Genomic DNA, 24,661 nt, shown 5'->3' on the forward strand with positions numbered 1-24,661 from the left:
CCCGGCCCCGCTCCCCACCGCCTACGCTGGCCAGAGCCATCCCAAATGGGTACGAAATATCTCCAAGGACCAGCCCCCGTGACCGAACAGCCGCCGCAGCCGCCGCAGCCGTCGTCGCCGCAGCCGCCGCAGGCCTCACCCCAGCCGCCCCAGCCCCTGGAGCCGTCCGCTCCCCTCCCCCCTCCCCGGCGGGGGGCCGACTGGATGTTCGGCGGGGTCTACGGAACGGTCCTCGCCAGTGGCCTGCTTGCGGCGCTCGACCAGAAGGGCGGCGAGTACACGCCCTTCTACGACGCCAGCTGGGTGCTCGTCACGGCCGCCGCGGCCGGACTCGCGCACGGGTACTCCCACCACATGAGCACCCACCACGACGGCTCCGCCCGCCATCGGTGGCGGCTGCTCGCGCGGGCGCTGTGGAACGAGTGGCCGATGATCGCGGCCACCCTTCCCACCGTCCTGCTGCTGCTCCTCGCCGGGCTCGCCCATTGGGACTCGCACGGAGTGACGGCCGTCGGCCTCGGCCTGAACAGCGCGATGCTGTTCGGCTGGGGTTCCTTCGTGGCGCTCCGGGTCGGCTACAAGCTCCGCTCCGCGCTCCTGATCGGCGTCGCGGACGCCACCATCGGGCTGGCGATCATCGTGGCCAATGCCGTGATCAAGTAGACGGCGGCCCCGAGCGCCCGTCAGGCCGGAAGGCCCGTCAGGTCAAAGCGCCCGTCAGCTCGACAGCCGGCCCTCCGCCTCCGCCAGGATCTCCGTCAGCCGGGCACCGAACTCGGCCCCCCGGTCGTCCGGGACCCCCGTGCGCGCCGAGGTGAGCAGTGCGTCCAGGGCGCGGCCGTAGGCGGCCGGTACGTTGCTCCACTCGGGCAGGCTGAAGACGCCCTCTGCGCCGCGCAGTTCCAGGCCCACGCCGGCGGCCGCGCGCGGGGAGCTGAGGCTGAGGACGGCGGTGCTCGCCGCGCCGGAGGTGTGGCGCAGGGCGAGTTGGACCATGTCGGAAGGGCCCCGGGTGGCGCTGACCGAGGTGACGTCGCCGAGGACGGGAATGAGTACGGACAGGGCGTGCGGGCCGACGTCCCACAGCCCGCCCTTGGCCTTGCGCCAGGGCGAGTCGGCGTAGGCGCTGGGCTCTCCCTCGGGCGGGAAGACGGCGCCGAGCCAGTGCGCGGCGGCGGTGAACCAGCCCGTGCGCTCCGCCTGCTCGGAGACCCAGCCGGCGGTCGGTTCGGCGAAGCGCAGGGTGAGGAAGACGACGGAGGCGACCTGGTGGGCGACGACGGCGTCGGCGACGGCGCGGGCGTCGGCCGGGGTCGTGGCGACGGGCTTGTCGAGCAGCAGGTGGCATCCGGCGGCGGCCGCGCGCACGGCGAGGGGGGCTTGGACGTCGGGCGGCAGGGAGAAGGCCACGACGTCACAGTCGGCGAACAGCGCGTCGGGGTCTTCGTACACCTTCACGCCGTAGTCGCGGGCGAGCTCGGCCGCGGCTTCGGGCCGTCGGCCCCAGACTCCGGCGAATTCGGAGCCGGGGTGCGCGGCGAGCGCGGGTGCGTGGGTGCGGTGGGCCCAGGGGCCGGTCCCCAGCAGTCCGACGCGGGGGCGGGGCTCGGGAGCGGCCTCTTCGGCGGCATCTCCGGCGGACTTGAAATCGTACGAAATGCTCACCTGCCCAGTCTGCCCCACTCGGACGGGCGTCCGGACGCCGACCCGCACAGCCGTGCCCACCTGCGGCGTAAACCTCGGTAACACGGGGTTCACACACGGGCAACGGAAGAGAAATCGCGAGGGGGCACGCTGCGGTCTACACCGCAGAACGATTGCGCAGCACGTGACCGCAGCACCCGCAGAGTCTGCGCCGGAGCGACGCACCGAAGGATGGGGCCCGTGAGCTACAAGGCTGAGTACATCTGGATCGACGGAACCGAGCCGACGGCGAAGCTGCGCTCCAAGACGAGGATCCTGGCGGACGGCGACGCGCTGCCGATCTGGGGCTTCGACGGATCGAGCACGAACCAGGCCGAGGGCCACGCCTCCGACCGCGTGCTCCAGCCGGTGTTCTCCTGCCCGGACCCGATCCGTGGCGGCGACAACGTCCTCGTCCTGTGCGAGGTCCTGAACATCGACATGACCCCGCACGAGTCGAACACGCGCGCACTGCTGCGTCCGATCGCGGAGAAGTTCGGGGCGCAGGCCCCCATCTTCGGCATCGAGCAGGAGTACACCTTCTTCGACGGCACCCGGCCGCTCGGCTTCCCGGTCAACGGCTTCCCGGCCGCGCAGGGCGGCTACTACTGCGGCGTCGGCTCGGACGAGATCTTCGGCCGCGAGATCGTCGAGAAGCACCTGGACCACTGCCTCGCCGCCGGCCTGGCGATCTCCGGCATCAACGCCGAGGTCATGCCCGGCCAGTGGGAGTTCCAGGTCGGCCCGGTCGGCCCGCTGGAGGTCTCCGACCAGCTGTGGATCGCGCGCTGGCTGCTCTACCGCACGGCCGAGGACTTCAACGTCTCCGCGACGCTGAACCCGAAGCCCGTCAAGGGCGACTGGAACGGCGCGGGCGCGCACACCAACTTCTCCACGAAGGCGATGCGCGAGGACTACCGCGCGATCATCTCCGCGTGCGAGTCGCTGGGTGAGGGCAGCAAGCCGCTGGACCACGTCAAGAACTACGGCGCGGGCATCGACGAGCGTCTGACGGGTCTGCACGAGACGGCTCCGTGGAACGAGTTCAGCTACGGGGTCTCGGACCGCGGCGCTTCCGTCCGCATCCCGTGGCAGGTGGAGAAGGACGGCAAGGGTTACATCGAGGACCGCCGTCCGAACGCGAACGTGGACCCGTACGTGGTGACCCGTCTGATCACGGACACCTGCTGCACCCGCCTGGAGAAGGACGGCCTGGTCTAGCCGGTCCGCTCCCCCGCACGACCCGACGCCCGCCGACCCTCGTGGCCCGGCGGGCGTCGTTGTGTTCCCCCGCGCCCCGGCCGACGGTCGGGGCGCGGGGCGGCTTTGGGACGGATCCGACCACCATGCGATACGCGCGGCCGATCCGGACCGGCGGAAGGGCGCGGCCGGCTGACGGTTTGTCGCGATTCTCCGGGTCCATTCACGACATGATCACGGAATATGAGATTCCGATCCATGGACTGAGACGGGGTCTGCCCGGGCGTCCACGGATCTGCTTGAATGGGGCCATGGCCAGCCACTCGCACACCTCGACAGGTCGCAGCGACCTCGAGCCGTTCTGGCCGTCCCGTCAGGACCACGATTTCGACCGGGTGTGTTGCCGCGCGAAGAACGCGCCGGCCCTCTAAAGCCTCCGGGACCTCCCGACCGACCTTTCCCCGAGGCCTTCGGTCTGCGCGGTACGACACAAGACGACGCCCCTACGCACGTCTCCTGCCGACCACTCCGCGTGAAAGAGCTGACCACTCATGGCGAACACCCGTTCCTTCGCTCCCGCCCCCTCCGCTGCGACCGCCCCCCTGGCCTACCCGGCCTTCCCGCCCAGTCCGCGCCACCGCCTGCGGGCCGTGGAGCGCGACGAGGTGGCCCGTGTCGTGGACTTCCTCCCGCCCGGCGCCACCTGGCTGCCCGCTCCTGCGCACACCGTGCCCGCCCTGCCCGGCCGACCCCCGATGGTCGGCTATTTGGTGCTCGTACCGGCCGACCAGCAGCCGCCGGTCGCCTTCGCCCCGCAGTCCGTTCCCACCACCCCGGCCCCCGAGGCCGAGGCCGCCACCGGTGACGCCCTGGTCCGCATCGACCCGGCCCGGCGCACCGCCGAGGTGGACGGCCAGGTCCTGGACCTGACGTACCTGGAGTTCGAGCTGCTGGCCCACCTGGTCGCCCATCCCCACCGGGTGCACAGCCGGGACCAGCTGGTGACCACGGTCTGGGGCTACGGGCACGTGGGCGACGGCCGCACCGTCGACGTCCACGTCGCACGGCTGCGCCGCAAGCTGGGCGCCTCCCACCGCGGCGCCATCCAGACCGTGCGCCGGGTCGGGTACAAGTACGCCCCCTGAGCTCACTTATGACGGACCGGCACACGTGGTGACATGACGGTGGGCCCGTACTCACGAGGGGGAGTACGGGCCCACTGCCCTCCAGGAACCGGGCTCGGCCGGACCGGCGCGGCTCCTACACCACGCCAGAGCCCCCGGAGCGGCGCGACGCGGCGAAGCCCAGCACCAGGTCCGCCGCCAGGAACACCAGCAGGCTGATCCCGAGCAGCGGCAGGAACCAGCCGACGACGGCCGTCGTCGCGGCCAGCGGCAGGAGCACCGTCACCGGGAGCTTGCGCCACGCCCCGCGCGGCTGGGGCCGTCCCACGGACAGCCCCCGGTCCTTCGTCGGGCGGCGCAGCCACCACATGCGGTACCCCCAGACGACCATGAACATCACCAGGACCGCCAGCGCGGCCAGCGCCAGCTGGTTGGCGAGCCCGAAGGTCAGGCCCATGTGCAGGTCGATGCCGTAGCGGGTCAGCTGGGCGAGCAGCGGGTGGTCCGCGAAGCGGAGTTCGTCCATGACCCGGCCGTCGGCGGGGTCGACGGCGACCGCGTCCAGGTGTACGGGCACCTGCTTGTCCTGCTCCTTGACCACGTAGCCCTTGCCCTTGGCGGGCAGGGTGATCCGCAGCTGGTCGGTGACCCCGGCGGCTCGCGCCGCCGCCACGGCGCCGTCGATGCCGATCGCATCGGCCGGGGTGGGGGGCGCCGCCTGCGCGCCGTCGGCCGCGCCGTGGCCGGCGTGCTCACCGCCCGCGTCGGCGGCGGGGGCGCCGCCGACCTTGGCGGAGACGGCCGGGGTGGCCCCGCCGAGGCCGTCCTTGAGCTCCCCGATGTTCTCGCCGGCGTACCTGGACCAGGTCAGGCCGGTGGCGGAGAGGCCGACGAGGCCGATGGCGATCCAGACGCCGACGGAGCCGTGCCAGGACAGGGTTCCCCGCCGGCCGGACGCCTTGCGGTCGGGCAGGACGAGCGCTGCTCTGCGGGTGCGCCGGCGGCCGATCCACAGCGCGAGCCCGCCGAGTACGACCACCCACAGCCAGCTCGCGGCGAGCTCGCTGTAATGCCGCCCGAACTCCCCCAGCTGGAGGCTGGAGTGGAATTCGCTCAGCCAGGCCCTCAGCGGCAGCGCGTCGCCGACCGTGGTGAGCTTCCCGCGGACCTCGGCCGTATACGGATCGACGAACACCGTGAGGGTCTCGCCCTCGGCGAGTCCCGGGCTCTCCATGATCACCCGGGTGGTGTCGGCCGCCTCGGGCGCGGGCCACACGGACGACACCTCGCCCTGGGGCGCGGCGTTCTTGGCCGCGTCCACCTGGGCGCTGAGCGGCAGCGCGCTCGCGCCGACGCGGTCGACCGTCAGCTCGTCGGAGTAGAGGACCTTCTCGGCCTGCCAGGAGCCGGCGTAGAGCAGCCCGGTGGTGGCGGCGACGAACAGCAGCGGGGCTATCAGGACCCCGGCGTAGAAGTGCAGGCGCAGGAGCAGCGGCCGCACGGCGGCCCAGGCGCCGCCGGCGGCGGGGGCCTTCTCGGTTGCGGCTTCGGGTGCTCCGGGGTCCGCCGAGCGGATTTCCCGGACGTCGTCGAGAGACATGGGTGTCCTAGGGGTTGGCGAAGACATGGGTGACCGGCCCCAGGTCTCGCCCTCCGCCGAGGAGGTGCGCCGTTCGGTCAGGCGCGGGCGGGACGGCCGGGGGCCGTGATACGGATCCGTTCGCGCGCAGGCGGACCGCGCCGCTCGGCGGTGTGCGCGTGCACGGCCCCGCGCAGGGTGCGCGGCCGCTCATGCGCGGCGGGGGGTGTCACGGGCGCCGGCGCCGCGGGGGCCGCACGGGTCCACAGCAGGGCGAGGACGCGGGAGAGCGGCCGGCCGGCGAGCAGCGCCCCGGCCGCGAGAGCGGCGGCGAGCCGGAAGGCGGCGGCCTCGCCCCGGGCCAGCCAGAGCGCGCAGAACAGTCCGGCGAGGACGTGCGCGGCGATCATGCCGAGGCTGTCGTGGGCGTGGCCGGCGGCCATGCCGCCCATCCCGCCCGTGCCCGCCATGCCGCCCATGCCCGCCATCGCGCCCAGGGCGTCCGTGCCGGCCGTCGCGGCCATGTCCGCCATGTCGGCCATATCGGCCATGCCCACGGTACCCGCCGGGGACGGCGACGCGGGTCGGGCCCCGTGGGCGGCGTCCGCCCCCAGGTCCGTACCCGTCATGTGGTGGCTGTCGGCGGAGGCCGAGAAGACCAGGTGCAGGGCCGCCTGTACGCCGAGCACCGCCGTGGTGATGGAGAGCGGTCCGCGCCGCCTTCCGGCGCCGAGCCAGGCGAGCCCTCCGGTCAGCCCGAAAGCGGACAGAAGCCCCAGGAGGGGAATGTCCGTGCCTGACATGTACGAATGCCCCGCCGCACCCAGTGCGACGGCCACCGCCGCGAATACCGCGGCCCGCGTGGCGCGCATGGGCGCGGGGCTGTGTGACATGACCTGGGCATGCTGCCACGGGGCCCGGCCTCGCTCAACGCCGCCCCGTGGTCGATCATGTCCGGATGAAACCACTGCCGTTGACAGTGCCGTTGAGCGCGGTGTACACGGGCGGGGTGCAGCTGGGGGCCTACGCCCTGGAACGGCTGGACCCGGCGGCGCGGGACCGGCTGCTGCGCAGGTGTTCGACCAACGCCGACAACCTCGACGCCGGCCGCTGGGAGACCCTGCCGGTCAGCGCCTTCCTCGTCGAGGAGCCGATGCCGCTGCCGTACGCCCTGCTGCTGACGGCCGTCCTCGGGTACGCGGAGTACGCGTACGGGGCCTGGTGGACGGCCGCGTCCTTCCTGTTCGGGCACGCCGCGGCGACCCTGCTGGTGTACGGGGCCCTGCGCCGAACGGCCGACGCGCGGACCCGGCGGGCGGTGGACGTCGGCGCCAGCTACGGGTTCAACACGGTCCTCGGCGCCCTCACCTCCGTGCTCCCGCGCGGGCCGGTGCGCACTGCCGCCCGGGTGGGGCTCCTGGCCCTCGCCGTCCGGCCCGTGCTGCGGCGGGAGCGGACCTTCACGGACGCCGGGCACCTGGTCGCGATGGGCCTGGGGCTGGGGGTCTCACTGGCCGCCGATTACCTTTCCGGGGCGAAATCTCGGAAAATCATAGGGATGACACGCGTCACCTAGCCCCTGTCGACCCCTGCCCACTTGTCCTCCGGCCATTCGGTTCTTCGATCATTCGCTTTTCCGATGCCGCCGCCACACGCCACCGCCACACGCCACCGCCACCGTTGGAGCCGCCACGATGACCGCCACCTCCGCCACGACCGTCGCCAACCTCCGGGACCTCGGCGGCACCCCGCTCTCCGGCGGCCGCACCGTCCGCTCCGGCCTGGTCTTCCGCTCCGGTCAGCTCGACCGGCTCGACCTCGACGTCGACCGCGCGGTGGCCGCGCTCGGGTTCCGCACGGTGGTGGACTTCCGGACCGACGCCGAGCGCGGCCTGCACCCCGACCGGGTGCCGGCCGGCGCCCGGCTGCTCGTGGCCGACGTCCTGGCCGACAAGGTGAACGCGGACAGCGGCAGTGGCGAGGGGCCCGGGAAGATACCCGCGGCGCAGCTCAAGGACATGCTGTCCGACCCCGTGGTGGCCGAGGAGCACCTGGGCAACGGCAAGGCGCAGGCCCTGTTCGCCAGCGTCTACCGCTCGCTGGTGAGCTCCGGCTCCGCCCAGGCCTCGTACCGGCTGCTGCTGACCGAGCTCGCCGACCCCGGGGCGGGTCCGCTCCTCTTCCACTGCACGGCGGGCAAGGACCGTACGGGCTGGGGAGCCACCGTGATCCTGTCGCTGCTGGGCGCGAGCGACGAGACGCTGATGAGCGAGTACTTGTCGGTGAACCCCGCGGTGCGGATCGCCTTCGCGTCGATGATCGAGGGCTTCACGGCGGCCGGCGGCGACCCGGAACTCGCGCTGGCACTGATCGGCGTCTTCCCCTCGTACCTGGAGGCCGCGCTGGACGAGGTGAACACCCGCTACGGCTCGATGGAGAAGTACGTGCGCGAGGGCCTCGGCGTCCCCGACGGGACGGTCGAGGCGCTGCGGGCCCGGCTCGTCGCCTGATCCGGCGCACGCGCCACCGCCCCGGCGTCCGAACGCCCGAGCACCCGAACGGCGCTCGGAGGGACGACAGTTGACCCGAACGTGTGCACTGGGGGCGGGTGACCATCCGACCATTCGCTCGTTCTGCTGAACGTGACTGCGCCGGATACCGCCACCCGCCCCCTCCCGCCCGATGTCGAGCAGGCCGAGGCCGCCATCGTCGAGCACTATCCGCGGCTGGTGCGGCTGGCCTACCTGGTGCTGCCGCCCGCCCTCGGCCGCAACCGGCGGGTCCTCACCGCCCACTCGCTGGCCCAGCGCGCCCTGCCGCGCGGCCGGCGCGAGGCGGCGGCCGGGGCCCTGGGCGGGGTCCCGGGCCAGCGCGGCGGGGCGGGCCCCGAGTCCGGTTACGCGTACGTACGCCTGCGGGTCCTGCGCTCCGCCCTGGAGGCCGGGATCCCGCTGACCTTCCGCGCGCTGCCCCGGCGGGCCCAACTGCCGCCGCTGCTGCCCCAGGTGTGGGGGCTGCGACTGTTCCCGCGCTCCGGCGGCGCCGAGGAGCTGGCGCTCGACCAGTGGCTGGCCACCCTCGACGGTCCGGGCCGGGCCGCCTGCGTACTGCGGGCACTGGAGGGGCTGTCCGAGGCCGAGGTGCTGCGCGTGCTGACCGAGGCCGGAGTGGTCAATCCGGCCGCCGCCGTCGCGGAATCCGGGGACCCCTCGACGGACGAGCTCTTCGCCTCCCCCGAGTTCGACCCGTGCGTGCTCCAGGCGCGGCCCACCGACCTGCTGCGCCGGCGCCGGCTGACGCGGGCCGCGCTCGCCGGCGCGGCCGCCCTCGCCGTGTGCGGGGCGCTGCTCGCACTGCCCGGCGGCGGCTGGGGGGCCGACGGGGCGGCCGCCCCGCCGTACGCGAAGAACGCGGCGGCGGAGCAGGCCCTGGACCCCGGGCAGCTGGTCCGGGCCGCGCCCGCCCTCTGGCGTACGTCCTCGCGCAGCGACTACTCCGCCTGGCCCGCGCGCGGGGACCGGACCGACGACACCGCCCTGTTGCGGCGGGCGCTGGCCGTCTGGGCCCGGCCGGGCCGCTCGGTGGTCGTCTCGGCCACCCCCGGCACCCCGTCCGGGCCGCCGATGGGGCCGCCGCAGCTGCTGTTCGCGGGGGCCGTCGACCAGGCCGTCGTGGTCCTGCTCCACGACGGCCTGCGCGTGGTGCGGTACGCCGAACCGCGCTCCGGCACCGACGTCGCGGCGCTCGACTTCGCCCGGACCGACGGCGCGTCCGCGGACACGGCGACGGCCCTGGTGCTCAGCCGCGTCGACGGCAACGTCCGCTATCTGGCTGCTCCGTGGGTGACGGGCGCGGTCGTGCGGGACCTGCTGAAGCCCGGCGGGGCTCCGGCGCAGCTGAAGCTGACGCCGGACGGGATGACCCCGCCGGTGCCGAGCCCCGCCCCGGACGGCACCTGCGCGAGCTGGAACGCGCTGGCCCTGGCCGGTGACGGGACGACCCGGCTGATCACCGACCTGGGCGAGCTGACCCCGGCGCGGCTGACGTCGGGCGCGCCGGGCACCGAGCGGAACGTGACGGAGGGCGCGGAGCTCGCCGAGTGGTCGCGGATCGCCTGCCTGCTGCCGTCGGTGCGCTCGCACGGGGTGCGGACGGTCAACGCGTGGACGTACGCGAAGCAGCCGCTGCCCGAGGGCGACGGTACGGCGACCTGGCTGTGCACGCGCGCGGAGACCTGGCAGGGCACGGCGGACCGGGTGCAGGCGCAGTTCCTGGCCCCCGGGGCGCCGCTGGCAGCTCAGGCGGCGAAGGCGGAGGGCACGCCGGCGTGCGGGCCGCGGGAACCGCGGGTGCTGGCCGGGGTGCTGTGGAAGTCGAAGGCCGGTCAGTGGTACGTGCTGGCGGCGGGCAGCGCGCAGTTCACCTCGCTGACGGTGGGCGGCGGCCAGGTGAGCGGGGTGGCGGTCGGCAACCGGCTGGCGGTGAAGGCTCCGGCGGGAGCGCAGGTGGAACTGTCGGGCAAGCTCACGGACGGTTCGAAGGCGGGCGTACTGCGGTAGCCCCGGCCGGGCGCGGTGGTGACGGACGGCGCCAGGAAGTGGCGGCAGAGGGGTTTCCCTCCCCAGTACCCATCAGTACATTGACGCCATGTCTAATACGCCGCCCGCGCCCGCCCTCGTGGCGTCGGAACACACGGAACACATAGGCCTCACGGCGGGCCTCAAGGCCCGGAACGTGTCCTTCTCCTGGGAGGACACCCCGCTCCACTGGCTGCCCGGCGACCCCTTCGCCAACCACACGATCAACGTGCTGCACCTCCTGCTCCCGGCGGGCGAGCGCTGGTTCGTGCACGTCTACAAGCAGGTGCTCCCCTACATCACGGACGAGGCGCTGCGGGCGGACGTCGTCGGGTTCATCGGCCAGGAGGCCATGCACGCCACGGCGCACGACGACGTACTCCCCCACCTCAAGCGGCTGGGCCTGGATCCGACGCCCTACACCGCGCAGGTCGACTGGCTCTTCGAGAAGCTGCTCGGCGACCGGACGCTGCCGCCGGGCAGGGCGCGCAAGTGGTGGCTGATGGAACGGGTGGCGATGATCGCGGCGATCGAGCACTACACGGCGTTCCTCGGCAACTGGATCCTCAACGCGGACGAGCTGGACCGGCGGGGCGCCGATCCGATGATGCTGGACCTGCTGCGCTGGCACGGCGCGGAGGAGGTCGAGCACCGCTCGGTGGCCTTCGACCTCTTCATGCACCTGGACGGCAACTACCGCCGCCGGGCCAGGACGTGGGCGACCGCCTTCACGGCGCTGGTCTTCCTGTGGCAGCGCGGATCGCGCTACTTCATGGAGCACGATCCCGAGCGGCCCGGCTCCACGGCGTCGTTCGGCCAGTTCTACCAGGCGGGACGCAAGGGCACCCTGCCTTCGACGGGCGCGATGCTGAAGTCGATCCCCACGTACCTCTCGCGCACGTACCACCCCTCGCAGGAGGGCTCGACGGCGCAGGCCGTCGCCTACCTGGCCTCCTCCCCCGGCGCCAACGGAGGTGCCCGGGCATGAGGCGGACCACTGCGGTGACGGTGGCGGCGCTGGCGGGCACGGCGTGGCTGGCGAAGCGGGCGATCGGCAGGCGCATCGACGGCGGATCACCCCTGTGGCCCCTGCCCGCGCTGGAGACCCCGGTGTCGGGCTACTCCCCGCGCCGGTGGATCCCCACGCTGATCGCCTCCCGCACGGAGCCGGCGCACGGCGTGCTGTCCCTGGTGCTGGAGTCCCCGGAGCTCCCCGCGTGGACCCCGGGCGCGCACGTGGACGTGATGCTCCCCTCCGGCCTCGTCCGCCAGTACTCCCTGTGCGGCGATCCGGCCGAGGAGGGCCGCTACACGATCGCGGTCCGGCTCGTCGAGGACGGCCGCGGCGGCTCGCGCGAGGCGCACGCCCGGCTGGTGGAGGGCGCGGAGCTCGCCGTCCGCCCGCCGCGCAACCGCTTCCCCCTCCAGCCGTCCCCGTCCTACGCCTTCGTCGCGGGCGGCATCGGCATCACGCCGATCCTCCCGATGCTGCGGGCGGCCACGGCGGCGGGCTCGGACTGGACCCTGCTGTACGGCGGCCGCTCGCGCGCCTCGATGCCGTTCCTGGCGGACCTCGCGGCCTACGGGGACCGGGTCACGTTCCTCCCCGAGGACGAGACGGGCCTCCCCGACCTGGCCCCGCTCGCCGCGTGCCCCCCGGGCACGCTGATCTACTGCTGCGGCCCGGCGCCGCTGATGGCGGCGGTCCGGGCGGCGGCCCCGGAGGGCGTCCCGGTCCACCTGGAGCGGTTCTCCCCGGAGGCCGGGACGGGCGACGCGAAGCCCTTCACGGTGGAACTCCGGCGCTCGGGCCGGGTCGTCGAGGTCGCGGCGACGGAATCGACCCTGGCCGCGGTGCGCCGGGAGCTGCCCGACACCCCGTACTCGTGTGAGCAGGGCTTCTGCGGAACCTGCCGGCACCGGGTCGTCTCGGGGGAGATCGAGCACCGCGACACCCTGCTCACGGACGGAGAACGCGAGGACTCGATGCTCCTGTGCGTGTCGCGCGCGGCGTCGCAGCGGCTGGTCCTGGACCTGTAGGAGCCCGGACAGGGACATCTGAACGCGGGAAGGCCCCGGAGACCGAAGTCTCCGGGGCCTTCCGCTGTCGCCCTACGGGGTGGGGGCGGTGTCCTCCTTTTTCAAGACGGCGTGCCGTCCGTCGCCGATCCACGTGGACAGGACCTTCAGGCCGTCCTGGTCCTTGACGTCCATGCCGACCGTTCCGCCGCCGGTGAAGTAGAGGTCGACCCTGGATTCGGCCCCGATGTTGGTGAGCTCCCACTCGCCGCTGCCCGCGACGAGCCCCTTCTCGGGCGAGGTGACCCCGGCGCCCGGCTCGGCGTCCGCGCGCAGGCTCTCGGCCGCGAAGGTGCCGTCCTCCTTCAGCGTGACTCCGCCGGTGGACCCGTCCTTCCAGCCGCCGACCATTTCGACGCGCTGGACGTCGGCGGCGTCCTTCAGCGACGGCCCTCCGCCGGAGAGCCCGCATCCCGACACGGTCGTGATCAGCGCCAGGGTCAACAGGAGCGTGCGCACCGCGATGCGCCGGGGCCCGGCCGTTCCGGTGTCCTTCATCAGTACCTCAGCGTCTCTCGCCACTTCACGGTCAGGATCCTCTCCCGTGCCTGGCCTCCGATGAAGGGAACAACAGGGAGGCCGCCCTTGTCGAACTGCTCGACGAATTCTTCCCTACCGTTGTTGTATCCCGTGGCGATGTGCGCGAAGGACGAGAGGTTCGTATCCTCCTCGACGCTGAACTCCATCTGGATTCCCTCCCCCTTCTCCTTGGCCAGGACGCGTCCCGTGATCTTGAACGAGCCCAGCAGGACCTTCATGGAGTTCGGATCGTCCAGGCCGGTGCCCAAGCTCCACATGTCGTGGCCCACCTGACCTGCGAAGTCCATCCCCTCAAGGTCAGAGATCGAGTAGTGGGCCAGATTGTCGAACGTGCCCCTGACACTTCCGTTGGACACGGCCAGGGCCTTGGCGCGGGCCGACTGCGCCAGATCCGTCGAGGCCAGTTGCATGGCCAGGGTGGAGCCGTCGCCGAAGGTCAGTTCGGTGGGGCCGAGGCCCGCCACCCACAGGACCGCGACCTGCTTGACCGAGACTTCAGGGGCCAGCGTGCTCGCGACGGGTTGCGTGCACGCCAGCAGGATCGGGTCGGCCTGGCACATCTGAGAATGGAGCCGATGCGTCTCGGCCGCCGCCTCTGCCTCCTGCTGCTTGATCTTCTCGTAGAGCGGGGTGAAGACCGGGTCGTAGACCGGGGCGATCACGTTGCTGCCGGCGAGGCCCTTGGGCTTCAGCGGGTTGAACCCACCGCCGCCACCGCGACCGCCGCCGCCGCCTCCGCCGCCACCGCCGCCGCCACCGCCGCCACCACCGCCACCGCCACCACCGCTGGGGGGATTCGGCGGCTTGTGGAGGTACTCACCGTTGGTCCCGCCGCCGCCACCGCAGTAGCCGGCGTCGCCGCAGCTTTCGAGACCGGTCGGGTCGCTGAAGGTGACCGGGCTGTTGTTCGCGTAGCTGTAGCCGTTGAGGGAATGCGGCTGGTCGAGGCTCAACACGGGGTCGACGCTGAGGAACTGGCCGAGGGCCGCGTCGTACTCGCGTGCGCCGATGTGGGTCAGGCTCGTGTTCTTGTCCTCCGGCTTGTCCAGGAACCTCTTGTCGTCCGGCCAGCTCGCCGCCGCCGGTCCGCGTGCGGAGCCGAACGGGGTCGTGTAGCGCTTGGACACCGTCTGGGTGTCGTCGGCGGAGACCGCGAGGGAGGACGTGCCGTGGGCGTCGCCCGCCACGAACGCCAGCTTGGCGGTGCCGGATTCGTTGCTCAGGACCGCGACCTTGACGCCCGAGATGCTGTAGGAGCGAGTGGCCCACTTCGTGGCGCCCTTGAGGTGTACCTCGTTGGAGCCGGCGTAGAGGACCGTCTCACCCGCCGGGTCGCGGCGGATCAGGAGCTCGCCCTCCGCGTCGTAGACGTAGTCGGTGGCCGTGGCCCCTTCCGTGGTCTTGGTGAGCTTGCCCTCCGCGCCCCAGGCCAGGGTCTGCGACGTGGCGCTGCCGGGGGTTTCCGCGCGCTTGGTCGTGTTGCCCGTCGCGTCGTACGTGTACTGCGGGGTGACACCGGTGCAGGTGCCGCCGGTGGTGGTGGCCGCCAGCGCGTGGGGGCGGGCCGGGTCGTAGCAGTACGTACGGGTCTGCGGGGTGCCGGTGTTGGTCTTCTCCGTGGCCCGCTGCCCGGACGCGGTGTAGGTGTAGCTGTTCCAGTAGGGGGCCGCGCCGTCGAGGTTGGCGGCGGTGCGCCCGGTCGGGTTGCAGTCCGCGGTCTTCGGGGTCCAGGCCTCGGTCATGCGGCGCTGGGCGTCGTAGGCGAAGCACTGGTTGTCGGCCTTGGTGAAGCCGCTGAGCGGGGCCGAGTCGAAGATCGACAGGACGTTGCCGGCCTGGTCGTAGTTGTAGGTCAGCTCCTGGATCATGCCGTTGTGGGTCTGGTCGTTGACCGTGGACTTCAGCAGGCGGCGGGTGCCGTCCTCGTAGGTGTTGCCGATGAACGTCTTGCGGACACCGGCGGCCGCGGAACGGGCCAGGGTCAGCTGCTCGATCTCACCGAGCGGCGAGTACGCCATGTTCTGGACGTAGTCGGTGGCGCCGGTGAGCGCCTTCGGAAGACCGAAGTTGTCGTAGCCCACCTGGAGGGTCTCGGCGGGCAGACCGGCGGCCGCGGGTGATGCGACCGTGTTCGGGGTTCCGTCGAGCCGGTAGGTCATCGTCTGGTCGGTGGTGGCCGCGATGGCGCCCGAGGTGACGAGCGGGTCGTCGGAGGGCAGGGTCAGCCGGGTCGTCGTGGGACGGCCCAGGACGTCGTAGGCGGTGACGGACTTGGTGTACGCCTTGCCGGTCAGACCGCCCTCGTAGCGGGTGGAGGCCGCGGGAGCGCCCTTGCGGACGCTGTCGTAGGTCCACGTCGCGAGCAGGTTGGCGTCGGACTTCGGGGACTTCCACAGACCGGTCTTGCGGCCCAGCTCGTCGTACCCGTACTCCAGGACCGTGTTCCGCGCGTCCTTGGAGGTCGCGACCTGGTCCAGAACGGTGTACGTCGTGGTGCCCTTGCCCTTGTCGGGGTCAGTGGTGGTCACGCCCCGGCCGAAGAGGTCGTAGACGTACGACCACTTGGCGTTGTCGGGGCCGGTGATCGTCGTCTGCTTGCCGTCGACCGTGTAGGTCCGGCTCACGCTGGTGTACGGCGTACCCGGCGCGGTGCCCCCGTACTCGGGGTCGTTCGGCGTGGTCCCGCTGTAGGTGCGGACCTGCGTCGTCTGCCCGAGCGCGTTCGTGATCGTACGGCTGGCCGTGCCGCCCTGGAGGGCCGTCGTGGCCGTCGAGTCACCGGTGTGGCTGGTGGTGGTGGTCTGCTTCTGCACCCCGTACACCAGCAGGCTGCTGGTCGTGGCGCGGCCGAGGCCGTCGAAGACGGTCTGGGTCTGCTTGGGGGTGCTGCCGTACTCGGCGCGCGCGTACGTACCCTCGGGCGCCTTGTCCTTGTCCCAGATGTCGGCGTAGGACTCGTAGGCCAGGCCCCGGGAGTCGTAGCGGGTGTCGGTCAGGACGCGGCCGCCGTTCGGCGACGGAGTCTGCGTCTGGAGCGGGCGCAGCAGCGCGTCGGCGATCGTGTAGACCGTCTTGTAGCTCCCGTCGGGCACGAGGGCGCCCACCGAGGTCCACGGCTGCTTGCCGCGTTCCAGGAGGTAGCCGTACTTGACGTTCGGGGTCTGGGACTGGCCCCGGTTGGGCAGCCAGGTGGCGGTCACGCGGCCGAGGGCGTCGTAGGTGTTGAAGGTCGAGGCCATGTTGGCGTCGATGGAGCGCACGAGCGAGCCGCGCAGGTCCATGTAGGCGTACGTCTTGTGCTGCTGGCCGTTCGAGGCCAGCTTCGGTGCGGTCTTCACGGTGACTTCCAGCGGGCCGGCCGCGGCGGGCGCGTAGCTGGTCGTGGTCGTGTTCCCGGCCGCGTCGGTGACGCTCAGCGGACGCCCGAGCTTGGCCGCCGCCGTGTCGTAGGTCGTCTTGCCGGTGGTCTGCCAGCCGGTGATGCCGGCCGGGTTGCGGTCGGCGGTACCGGCCGCCGCCGGGTAGGCCTGGGCGCGGCCGGTCCAGGTGGGCAGGCCCAGGGTCGGGGTCTGGTTCGCCGTCCAGGCGGTCGCGGCGGTGTCGTCGTACACGGTGGCCGTGTCGGACAGGACGTCGCCGCGGGTGGCCGAGTTGGCGGGCAGGGTCAGTTTGTCGTCGGTGAGAGAGCACTCGGCCGCGACCGTGCGGCTGCGGGAGGGCAGGCCGGTGAGGCCCTTGGCGTCGTTGCGGGCGTACCAGGTGCGGGTGCACGTCTCGTCACCCGTCTTGGCCGTGTCACCGGACGAAGAGGACTGCGTCTGCAGGCCGTAGTCGTCGTAGGTGCTGTCGGTGCGCGTGGACCGCCAGGTGTTGGAGGCCGTGAGGAAGGTGTGGTCGTACGTGGTGCCCGTGCGGACGTAGTGCGCCTTGGTGTTGGCGTACGACTTCTGCTGGCTGGCGGTCTCCTTGCTCCACGGGTCGGTCACCGAGACGGCGAGAGCGGTGGCCCCGTCGTAGGTGACCTCCTGGCGCAGGAAGCCCGCGTACTGGTCGTCGTCGTTGATGTCGGCGATCGTCAGGCCCGGCACGGGGACGGCCGCGACCGTGGTGGTGCGGGTGGCGGTCGTGTCCTTGCGCTTGTCGCCGCGCATGCCCTGCATGAAGACCTTCACGGACTTCGAGCGGGTCTTGTCGGTGGCACCGCTGTACGCGGTCACCTTGCCGTAGCCCCGCCAGTTGGACCAGGTCCGCTGGTCCTCGGGGGTCAGCGGGTCGTCGTTGTAGTGCCAGGCCGGCTTCGCGTACTCGTACGCGTACTCCACCAGGTCGTTCTGGCCCGCCGGGTCGGCAATGGTGACCGCGGCGACGTTGTACTTGTGGAACCAGTCGAGCTTGGGGTCACCGCCGTTGATCGGCCAGTACACCGGGTAGCAGGACAGCGAGTTGTCGTCCTCGGCCACCGGCATCTTGGAGCCGCGTACGCACTCGGGGTTGGAGAGCGTGACCGTGGTGATCGCGCCCGTCTCCGAGGTGATCGTGTTGATGCGCGGGCGGTTGAGCGGGACGATGTTGTCGCCGTCCACGTCCACCCGGTTCGGCTTCATGTGGTAGGTGAAGTCCACCGGCGGGACCTCGGCCGTACCGCCGTTCTTGCCCGTGCGCTTGATGGACTTCAAGACCATGGCCTGGTCGCTGGTGTCACCGAGGTCGCCCGGGTCCAGGTACTCCTGGGCCAGGTCGAAGGTGTCCACGAGCGCGTAGTTGTCGGGCTCCAGGGCCGTGGACCACGCATAGGTGTTGATCGCCGTCATCCGCTTGCGCGTGAAGAAGGCGGGCCCTTCCGCCTTGCAGTCGGTTTCGCTCGCGGAGCAGATCTGGTCGAAGGGGACGTCGGGCCAGTTGTCCGAGGTGTCCTTCGTCAGGTTGGTGCAGTTCGCCGCGAAGCAGCGCTCCTTGTAGTCGAAGACGACCTTGTGGGAGGGCGTGCCGGTGAACAGCGTGTCCGCGCGCTGGCCGTAGCGGACCTCGGAGAGGGTGCCGCCGCGGGTATAGGGCAGCAGCTTGGTCTTGTCGCCGTTCTTCGCGTAGTTGTTGGTCTCCGCCGCGTACCAGTAGCTGGCGGCGTTGCCGTGGACGTCCTGGACCAGGTCCAGGTTCCAGCGCCAGGCCTGGGTCTCGTAGCGGCCGGAGAAGGTGGAAGCCTTGGTGTAACCCGGCTCGCCGGCGTCGTCGCCGAAGACCGGCGCGGACCAGGTGGAGTTGGTGCGCTCGGAGCCGGCGCCGGGCAGCTTGTTCAGGCCGAAGGTGTAGGTGGTGCCGTCACCGGTGACCACCTTCCAGTACTCGCCGTCGCTGTCGCCGTTGTCCGCGCCCGTCCCCCAGGTCACCTGGGAGGCGTCGTCGTCCTTCAGGCGCCACTTGCCGCTGGTGTCGTCCTTGACGAGCTCGCTGGACTTGCCGTTCAGGACCAGGGAGGCGTTCTCGTACTTCCAGCACAGGTCGTTCTTGTCGGTCTGGCCGTCGTCGTCACACGAGCCGTACTTGCGCTCGATGTACGAGGACGTCAGGTCGAAGCCCTCGCCGACCTGCGAACCCTGGTTGTTCGAGTTCGCCGTCCGGCCGTCGATGGCACCGGTGCTGTACGAGAACGACAGCGAAGGCGAGGGCCCGGCCGCGGCGGGCGGGACCGCCACCGGATACGACCAGGTGAACGCACCGCCGGAGGAGCCGGACTCCCAGCTGGAGGAAGCCGACAGCGGGGTCGCCGCGAAGTCTCCGCCGCCTTGGGGGGAAGCGGTTTCCGTGGCCATCACCGCGAAGACCGCCGGAGCCTGCGCCGGGCCCTTGGTCTTGGCCGCGTTCGAGGTTCCGGCGGGGAGGGAGGCGACGTCGGCCGTCACCGTGCGGTTCTTGATGCTGTTGGCCGAGGGCAGCGGAGTGGTCTTGCGGCACTCCGCCTTCTCGGGCGTCGTCAGCGCACAGGCGGGCAGGCTGACCAGCCCCAAGCGGGTGGACCAGCTGCCACCGACCGCCGAGGCGAAGGACCCGTAGTCGACGGTCAGCTGCGCCGGCCCGTTGGTGGGAGCGGTGGCCGAGAAGAGCACGCCGGTGATCCCGGCCTTCTCGGCCGCCTTCTGGTCGAGAACCTTGACGGTCGACTTCCCGCCGTCCGGAGCCTCCGCGGCGGGCGCCGCCGGCCCCTTGGGCACGGACGGATCGAGCAGCGGGCTCTTGACCCGCGCCGTGGACCGTACGTCGACCAGCGGGCGCGAGCCCGACCGCGCGGCCGAACCCTCCAGGGTCGCTGCCTTCGGCCAGTCGGCCTTCGCCTCGGCTCGGGCCCGGTCCGCCTGGACCTTGTTCTCCGCCTGGTTCTTCGCGACCAGCTCCCGGGCGGCCTTGGCGCCCTGGGCGTTGACCGCGCGGACCTTGGCGTCCTTGTGCTTCGCGATCTTCGGGGCACCCGGAAGATCCGCGGCCTCCGCTATCGAAGTGATGACCCCCGGCACCGCGAGTGCCAGGGCTAGTGCGGCTGCCAGCGGCAGCCGGTGGCGGATTGCTCCGCCTGGTGGTCGGATGGACACGAATGCTCCATGTGGATGGGGGTTTTGGGTACGGGTGAAGCCGTGGCCGCCGCTGTGCGGGCGGCCACGGCAAGTCGGTGGTGGAGTCGGAGGGTCAGCTACCGGAGCCGAAGACGGTGTCCGTGACCTGCTGGGCGTCCTTCATCGCGCCGGACCACAGGCGCATGCCCTTGATCTGGCCGGGCAGGAAGTTGCCCCAGGCGCTGTTGGTGAAGCCCTTGCCGACGGCGAGCTCGCCGCTGCCGACGGTGGCCGTGTAGGCCTTGGGCTGGGCCTGGCCGGCCGCGCCCACGTAGAGGGTGATGGTGCCGTCCTGGGCGTTGTGGACACCGGTCACCTGGACGCCCGCGTTGAGCGCGGCCAGGCTGTCGCTGACCACCGAGGTACCGGTGCCGTCGGCCGTCAGGCGGCCGAAGTGCCAGGTGCCCTCGACGAAGCTGACCATCTTGGTGGGGTCGAGCTCGTCCGGCTCGGTCCTGACACCGGTCTTCTCGAACCACAGGCTCCAGGAGGAACCGGTGGCGGTGCGCTGGCCGATGACCTGGGCCTTGTAGCCGTTCGGCTTGCCGAGCAGGGCTGCGTTGTCGAGCTTGGCCTCCGCCGTCACCGTGAACGAACCCGTGTCGTCGACGACCGGACCCGCGACGGTGGCCGCCTGGGTGGAGCCGTTCAGGACCAGGGCGCCGCCCGTGACGGGCGTACCGGCGGTCGCGGTCAGGGCGCGGCCGCTGCCGGACGTGTCGGCGTAGGCGGGGCCGGCCGTGGTGAGGTCCCAGGCTCCGGCCAGGTCGACGTGGGGCTTGCCGTTCGCCGGGTCGAAGAGCGAGGAGTCCTGCTTGACCTCGTCGGCGCTCTTCTCGTCCTGCCAGACCTTGACCTCGTCGATCCGGCCCGGGAGCTGCTCCGACCAGACAGCGGACTGCTTGGCGGCGCCGATTGCCATGAGTCCGGTGGCGGCGATGGGGTTGGTGACGGTCATCTGGCCCTGGAGCCGCCCGTTGACGTACAGCTTCGCGACGTCCGTGGACTCGTTGTACGTGGCGGCGACGTGGGTCCACACCCCGGCCTGCGCCGGGTTCAGGCCGTTGAGCCGGCTGATCGCGCCGGTGCCGCCCGCCGTGTCGTTCGTGGCCATCTGCATCGACCACGGCTGGCCGGCGGCGGCGGTGATGGCGACACCGCTGAAGTTCGTGCCGCCCTGGGCCAGCATCGAGAAGGTGCCGTCCGTGCGGTCCAGGCGGACCCAGCCGGCCACGGTGAAGGAGGAACGGGTGTCGAACACCGGCTTGGCGCTGTTCGCGTACTGGGCGTTCGTCAGCTGGAGCGCGCGGTCCTCGTGCGGGGTGGGCGTCTGCACCCAGCCCCTTCGGCCGGCCTGGGGGCGCTGGGCCCCGGCGGCGAGGTACATGTTGTTCCTGAGCGCCGGGTCGGCGGTCGACGTGTCGACGGCCTGGCCGGAGGCCTCGTCGAAGGTCCAGTAGCCGATCGGGTCGGGGCCCTCCTTGACCACGAAGTCGACGATCTTCGTCGCGCCCAAGCGGCCCACGGAGTCCTTGGCCTTCACGCTCAGCTTCATCGTCCCCGACACCGGCGGAGTGATCGAGACGGTCGGGTTCGAGCCGGCGATCTCGGTCCACACGGTGTCCGTGGACAGCTTGTACTGGTAGGCCGTGACGGTGTCGCCGCTCGCCGGTGCGAAGGTGAACTGACCCGCCTGGCCGGGCTTGCCGGCCGCCGCGCAGGCGGTGCTGGTGCACTGGCTGTACGGAGCTCCGAAGGTGACCGCCGGGGCCTTGGGGGCACTGGAGTCGACCTTGAAGTAGCAGTCGGCGCTGGGAGCGCTGGTCCGTTCCTGGCCGTCCGCGTACGACCGGGTCCAGGTCCGGAACCGGTACTGGGTGCCGTCCGTCAGCGTCGCGGGCGGGTCACTGGTGACCTTGACGTTGTCCCCCACGAATCCCGAGGAGGGCCGACTGACGTAGTCGGCGTCGCCCGCGTTGGCCTTGACCGGGGTCCAGGTGCCGTTGGTCTCCTTCTTCTCGGTCTGCATGAGGATGCGCAGCTGGGAGCCGGACTCGCCGCCCCATACGGTCTCGGTGATCGCGGTCATGGCCGGCGTCGGGTCGGAGACGATCGACGGCTTCGTCGAGTCGTTCGTGCAGATCTCCCCCGTGCCCGTGACCAGGCCGACGTAGATGGGGGTGTTGGGCTTGCCGATGTAGTCGACGGACAGGACGGCGTCGTTACGGAAACGCTTCCACGAGGCCGTGTCCGACTCGTCCTCGGCCCTCAGCTCCAGGGTCAGCCGGTTGTACCTGCCGTCTGCGAAGTCGCGGACGGTCGGGGTGAGGTTCTCGTCCGGCTCGTCGGGAAGGTTGTCCGAGAACTCGACGGGTGCGACGGGCGAGTTGGGGTCGCAGGCGGAGCCGCGGCCCGCGGACAGCCAGCGGTCACCCATGAGGTCGGCGTAGTTGGGCTTGTTGCCCCACGTCGTCCCCGAGGAGATCTCGCCGTCCATGCGGACCAGCCACACGTTGCGGAGGTCGCACTGGAAGGCCCACGGCTCGGTGACGCGGAAGCGGGCGGTCAGGACCTCCTTGCCGCGCAGGTTGTTCGGGGAGAACTCGAAGTACAGGCGCTGCACGTACCCCGGACCGCAGTAGTAGCCGTTCCAGGAACCGCACTTGCCCATGCCCTTGCCCTGGCCGTCACTGTCGTTGTCCCAGTCCCAGAACTTGACGCCGTCATTGCGCAGGGCCGTGTGCTCCGTGCCGTCGTCCAGGGCGACGGACGGGTCGATGTAGAGGGGGAACGCCGCCGGGTCGCTCTGCTGGAGCAGGGCCGCGTCCGGTACGACGGCCAGCGAGTCCTTGTCGACGTGCACGGGCATGTTCCTGGCCTGGGAGCCGGGCGGCGGCCCGTCCGCGGGCCGGGCAGCCGGCTCCCCGCCCACCGGAGGCTTCGGCAGGGTGCCGCCCTCGCTCTTCGCCGCGGCGACCTTCTCCTTCGCGGACAGTGCCGACGGAGCCGACACGCCCTTCGAGTCCCACATCAGCGCCGGAGGCGCCTTGAAGACCGGCACGCCGTTCGCGTCCGTGGCGGACAGGCCGCCGTCGTTCGCGGCGTTGAGCTGGACGTCCTTCGCCGTGAGGTCGAACTCGACGCGCTGCAGCTTCGGGTTCTTCGCCGCCTCCGGCGTCTTGACCACCAGGACCTCGCGGTAGCCCTTCAGCGTGGCCGTCATCCGCAGGTCCACACCCGGCAGCACCTCCGGATACACGGCGCTGTTCCCGTCGAGCACCGGCTTCGGCAGAGCGCCGCCCTGCCAGCCCAACGTCATGGAACGCCCGTCGCGCTCGATGGTCACCAGCTTCGACTGGTCGCCGCCACCGGAGAAGCTCACCCCCGCGACGGCCGCCTTCGGACCCACCGTGCCGTCCGCACGGACTTCCAGGGTGGCGTCCGGCGCGACCCATCCCGACCCGTCCTTCGCCTTCACCCGGACCGGTACGGCCGAGGTGTCCAGGCGGAAGGACTTGCCGTCCGGATTGGCGAACGTCGTCGACGAATCGGTGCGCTCGCCCATCACCTCGACGGGCTTTCCGGACTTCTTCGCGTCTTTGAGCGCCTGATCGCTCTCGGTGACGGGCGGCGCGGCCGCCTCGGCAACCGAAGTGAACGAAGGAACGGCACTCACCACGAGCACGCCACCGAGCACCGTGGCCACGGCACGCCAAAGGCGGCCTCTGTTTGAAGACATGTTTCAACTTCCCCAAGTGACACCGGATCCCCGATCCGGCGTGAAGCGAATCCGGCCGCACCCCTGCGGCAGACATCCGGAGTGCACTCGGCGGGGCTAAACGGGCGCTAGAACCGCTGGCCACAGGGGTTAACGCCGCGGGCGGGAGGGGCAGTAGCCCGATCGGGAGACAACTGCGGAGCTGCACGGTCCGGTCGGCGGGTAACAGGCGCGGGGGCGCGCAGTAGGGTGGGCCGCATGACAACCGGGGTGCGGCGCAGGATGGGTGTCGAGGAGCGGCGGCAGCAGCTGATCGGGGTGGCGCTGGAGCTGTTCAGCCACCGGTCGCCCGACGAGGTGTCCATCGACGAGATCGCGGCGGCGGCGGGGATATCGCGGCCGCTCGTCTACCACTACTTTCCGGGCAAGCTGAGCCTGTACGAGGCCGCGTTGCGCCGGGCCGCCGACGAGCTGGCGCTGCGGTTCGTGGAGCCGCAGGAGGGTCCGCTCGGGGCGCGGCTGCTGCGGGTGATGGGGCGGTTCTTCGCCTTCGTCGACGACCACGGGCCCGGGTTCTCGGCGCTGATGCGGGGCGGGCCGGCCGTGGGCAGCAGCCGGGCGAACGCGATGATCGACGAGGTGCGGCAGGCGGCGTACGAGCAGATCCTCTCGCACCTCGGCATCGACGAGCCGCCCGCGCGCCTCGCGCTCGTCGTGCGGTCCTGGGTGTCGCTCGCCGAGTCGACGGCGCTGATCTGGCTCGACGGCCGCAAGATCCCGCGCTCCGAGCTGGAGTTGCAGCTCGTGCACGACTTCGCGGCGCTGGCGGCCGTCAGCGCCGCGTACGACGCGGAGATGGCGGGCATCCTCGTACGGATCCTCGCGGACGAGCCCGCCGACGGGCCGTTCGGGGAGTTGGTGGGCCGGCTGGTGTCGCTCGTACCGGCCGGGGTGCCCGGCCCGCGTTGATCATCCGGGTGGTCATAATGCTCGCGTGATGATTGACGACGGGATCTTGTTCCGGCCGGCCGAGGAGAAGGACGCCGGCACCCTGGTGGCCCTGTACGACCAGGCTGCCCGGTGGATGCGGGCCGGTGGGATCGACCAGTGGAAGCCCGGCGACAAGGATGCCGACCACTTCCGCGCGCGGATGGGCGACGGCGAGGTGTGGCTCGCCGGGGACGGCGACGGGCGGGTCGTCGGGGCCTATGAGCTGTGGTGGTCCGACGAGGACGCCTGGGGCATCCAGCCGCCCGTCGCCGGCTACGTGCACCGGCTGATGGTCGAACGTGAAGCCGCGCCCGCCGGGGCCGGCCGGCGGCTGCTCGAACATGCCGAGCGGCGTATCGCCAGGACCGGCCGCGAACGGGCGCGGCTGGACTGCGTCTCCACCAATCCCCGGCTGCTCGCGTACTACTTGGGCGCGGGCTACCGGGTGACCGGGGAGCTCCCCGACAAGGTGGGGAAGGACGGAAGGGTCTACGGGGTGATCCTGCTGGAGAAGCGGCTCGATCAGCTCACGCTCGTCTGAGCCGCGTCCCCCTCACGGTCCACCC

At 71.7% G+C, this 24,661-nt stretch carries 16 protein-coding genes; 10 read left to right on the forward strand and 6 right to left on the reverse strand.

Annotated features, from left to right (window positions below; translation table 11 throughout):
• The first annotated feature begins 78 nt into the window (after window positions 1-78).
• The gene (locus tag ACFWBY_RS20510) at window positions 79-663 is read left to right on the forward strand and encodes a hypothetical protein (RefSeq protein ID WP_385342374.1); all 585 of its coding nucleotides are present in this window, start codon (window positions 79-81) and stop codon (window positions 661-663) included.
• 54 nt (window positions 664-717) lie between these two features.
• Here ACFWBY_RS20510 and ACFWBY_RS20515 read toward each other — a convergent pair whose 3' ends face one another.
• The gene (locus ACFWBY_RS20515; protein WP_385342393.1) at window positions 718-1,659 is read right to left on the reverse strand and encodes a Gfo/Idh/MocA family protein; all 942 of its coding nucleotides are present in this window, start codon (window positions 1,657-1,659) and stop codon (window positions 718-720) included.
• Between the two features lie 225 nt (window positions 1,660-1,884).
• On the opposite strand from ACFWBY_RS20515, the gene glnII reads away from it, so the two are divergent.
• Together glnII and ACFWBY_RS20525 are read left to right on the forward strand one after the other, a co-directional pair.
• Window positions 1,885-2,904 carry a glutamine synthetase gene (glnII, locus tag ACFWBY_RS20520; RefSeq protein ID WP_385342372.1) on the forward strand — a complete coding sequence of 340 codons (1,020 nt, stop codon included), beginning with the start codon at window positions 1,885-1,887 and terminating at the stop codon, window positions 2,902-2,904.
• Between the two features lie 530 nt (window positions 2,905-3,434).
• A complete protein-coding gene (locus ACFWBY_RS20525) occupies window positions 3,435-4,028 on the forward strand; it encodes a winged helix-turn-helix domain-containing protein (protein ID WP_385342370.1) in 594 nt (197 codons plus the stop codon).
• A 115-nt stretch (window positions 4,029-4,143) separates the two neighbouring features.
• On the opposite strand, the gene ACFWBY_RS20530 is transcribed toward ACFWBY_RS20525, so the two are convergent.
• Together ACFWBY_RS20530 and ACFWBY_RS20535 are read right to left on the reverse strand one after the other, a co-directional pair.
• On the reverse strand, window positions 4,144-5,607 hold the full coding sequence (locus ACFWBY_RS20530; protein ID WP_385342368.1) for a PepSY-associated TM helix domain-containing protein: 1,464 nt from the start codon (window positions 5,605-5,607) through the stop codon (window positions 4,144-4,146).
• A gap of 77 nt (window positions 5,608-5,684) precedes the next feature.
• Window positions 5,685-6,479: a hypothetical protein gene (locus tag ACFWBY_RS20535; protein WP_385342366.1), complete on the reverse strand. Its 795-nt coding sequence runs from the start codon at window positions 6,477-6,479 to the stop codon at window positions 5,685-5,687.
• A 65-nt stretch (window positions 6,480-6,544) separates the two neighbouring features.
• Between ACFWBY_RS20535 and ACFWBY_RS20540 the strand changes: the two genes are divergently transcribed.
• The 5 genes from ACFWBY_RS20540 (at window position 6,545) to ACFWBY_RS20560 (ending at window position 12,203) form a co-directional block, all read left to right on the forward strand.
• Entirely contained in the window at window positions 6,545-7,162 is a 618-nt protein-coding gene (locus ACFWBY_RS20540; RefSeq protein WP_385342364.1) for a rhomboid-like protein, read from the forward strand.
• 118 nt (window positions 7,163-7,280) lie between these two features.
• Entirely contained in the window at window positions 7,281-8,096 is an 816-nt protein-coding gene (locus ACFWBY_RS20545) for a tyrosine-protein phosphatase (protein ID WP_385342362.1), read from the forward strand.
• 132 nt (window positions 8,097-8,228) lie between these two features.
• Window positions 8,229-10,145, forward strand: coding sequence for a hypothetical protein (locus ACFWBY_RS20550; RefSeq protein WP_385342360.1), 1,917 nt, complete (start codon window positions 8,229-8,231; stop codon window positions 10,143-10,145).
• Window positions 10,146-10,233: 88 nt separating this feature from the next.
• Window positions 10,234-11,151, forward strand: coding sequence for a metal-dependent hydrolase (locus ACFWBY_RS20555; RefSeq protein WP_385342358.1), 918 nt, complete (start codon window positions 10,234-10,236; stop codon window positions 11,149-11,151).
• Window positions 11,148-12,203, forward strand: coding sequence for a PDR/VanB family oxidoreductase (locus ACFWBY_RS20560; RefSeq protein ID WP_385342356.1), 1,056 nt, complete (start codon window positions 11,148-11,150; stop codon window positions 12,201-12,203). The genes ACFWBY_RS20555 and ACFWBY_RS20560 overlap by 4 nt, the downstream gene beginning before the upstream one ends.
• Window positions 12,204-12,275: 72 nt before the next feature.
• Here the strand turns inward: ACFWBY_RS20560 and ACFWBY_RS20565 are convergent, their stop codons facing one another.
• From ACFWBY_RS20565 to ACFWBY_RS20575, 3 genes are all read right to left on the reverse strand, one after another.
• On the reverse strand, window positions 12,276-12,764 hold the full coding sequence (locus tag ACFWBY_RS20565; RefSeq protein WP_385342354.1) for a hypothetical protein: 489 nt from the start codon (window positions 12,762-12,764) through the stop codon (window positions 12,276-12,278).
• The gene (locus tag ACFWBY_RS20570; protein ID WP_385342352.1) at window positions 12,740-19,366 is read right to left on the reverse strand and encodes an RHS repeat-associated core domain-containing protein; all 6,627 of its coding nucleotides are present in this window, start codon (window positions 19,364-19,366) and stop codon (window positions 12,740-12,742) included. Before ACFWBY_RS20570 ends, ACFWBY_RS20565 begins: the two co-directional genes overlap by 25 nt.
• 94 nt (window positions 19,367-19,460) lie before the next feature.
• Window positions 19,461-23,126 (reverse strand): LamG domain-containing protein, encoded by a 3,666-nt coding sequence (locus ACFWBY_RS20575; protein WP_385340342.1) that lies wholly within the window; start codon window positions 23,124-23,126, stop codon window positions 19,461-19,463.
• A gap of 237 nt (window positions 23,127-23,363) precedes the next feature.
• Between ACFWBY_RS20575 and ACFWBY_RS20580 the strand changes: the two genes are divergently transcribed.
• Together ACFWBY_RS20580 and ACFWBY_RS20585 are read left to right on the forward strand one after the other, a co-directional pair.
• Complete coding sequence (locus ACFWBY_RS20580; RefSeq protein WP_385340344.1) at window positions 23,364-24,074, forward strand: TetR/AcrR family transcriptional regulator; 711 nt, start codon at window positions 23,364-23,366, stop codon at window positions 24,072-24,074.
• Window positions 24,075-24,102: 28 nt separating this feature from the next.
• Window positions 24,103-24,636 carry a GNAT family N-acetyltransferase gene (locus ACFWBY_RS20585; RefSeq protein WP_385340393.1) on the forward strand — a complete coding sequence of 178 codons (534 nt, stop codon included), beginning with the start codon at window positions 24,103-24,105 and terminating at the stop codon, window positions 24,634-24,636.
• The last annotated feature ends 25 nt before the right edge of the window (window positions 24,637-24,661 follow it).

It is taken from the genome of Streptomyces sp. NPDC060049, assembly GCF_042736715.1.
Classification (GTDB): domain Bacteria; phylum Actinomycetota; class Actinomycetes; order Streptomycetales; family Streptomycetaceae; genus Streptomyces.

Excerpts from the sequence above, each read along its gene's own strand:
- ACFWBY_RS20575 (WP_385340342.1), bottom strand. The coding sequence starts at position 23,126 with ATGTCTTCAAACAGAGGCCGCCTTTGGCGTGCCGTGGCCACGGTGCTC.
- ACFWBY_RS20540 (WP_385342364.1), top strand. The coding sequence starts at position 6,545 with ATGAAACCACTGCCGTTGACAGTGCCGTTGAGCGCGGTGTACACGGGC.
- ACFWBY_RS20535 (WP_385342366.1), bottom strand. The coding sequence starts at position 6,479 with ATGTCACACAGCCCCGCGCCCATGCGCGCCACGCGGGCCGCGGTATTC.
- ACFWBY_RS20580 (WP_385340344.1), top strand. The coding sequence starts at position 23,364 with ATGACAACCGGGGTGCGGCGCAGGATGGGTGTCGAGGAGCGGCGGCAG.
- ACFWBY_RS20545 (WP_385342362.1), top strand. The coding sequence starts at position 7,281 with ATGACCGCCACCTCCGCCACGACCGTCGCCAACCTCCGGGACCTCGGC.
- ACFWBY_RS20560 (WP_385342356.1), top strand. The coding sequence starts at position 11,148 with ATGAGGCGGACCACTGCGGTGACGGTGGCGGCGCTGGCGGGCACGGCG.
- ACFWBY_RS20555 (WP_385342358.1), top strand. The coding sequence starts at position 10,234 with ATGTCTAATACGCCGCCCGCGCCCGCCCTCGTGGCGTCGGAACACACG.
- ACFWBY_RS20585 (WP_385340393.1), top strand. The coding sequence starts at position 24,103 with ATGATTGACGACGGGATCTTGTTCCGGCCGGCCGAGGAGAAGGACGCC.
- ACFWBY_RS20530 (WP_385342368.1), bottom strand. The coding sequence starts at position 5,607 with ATGTCTCTCGACGACGTCCGGGAAATCCGCTCGGCGGACCCCGGAGCA.
- ACFWBY_RS20525 (WP_385342370.1), top strand. The coding sequence starts at position 3,435 with ATGGCGAACACCCGTTCCTTCGCTCCCGCCCCCTCCGCTGCGACCGCC.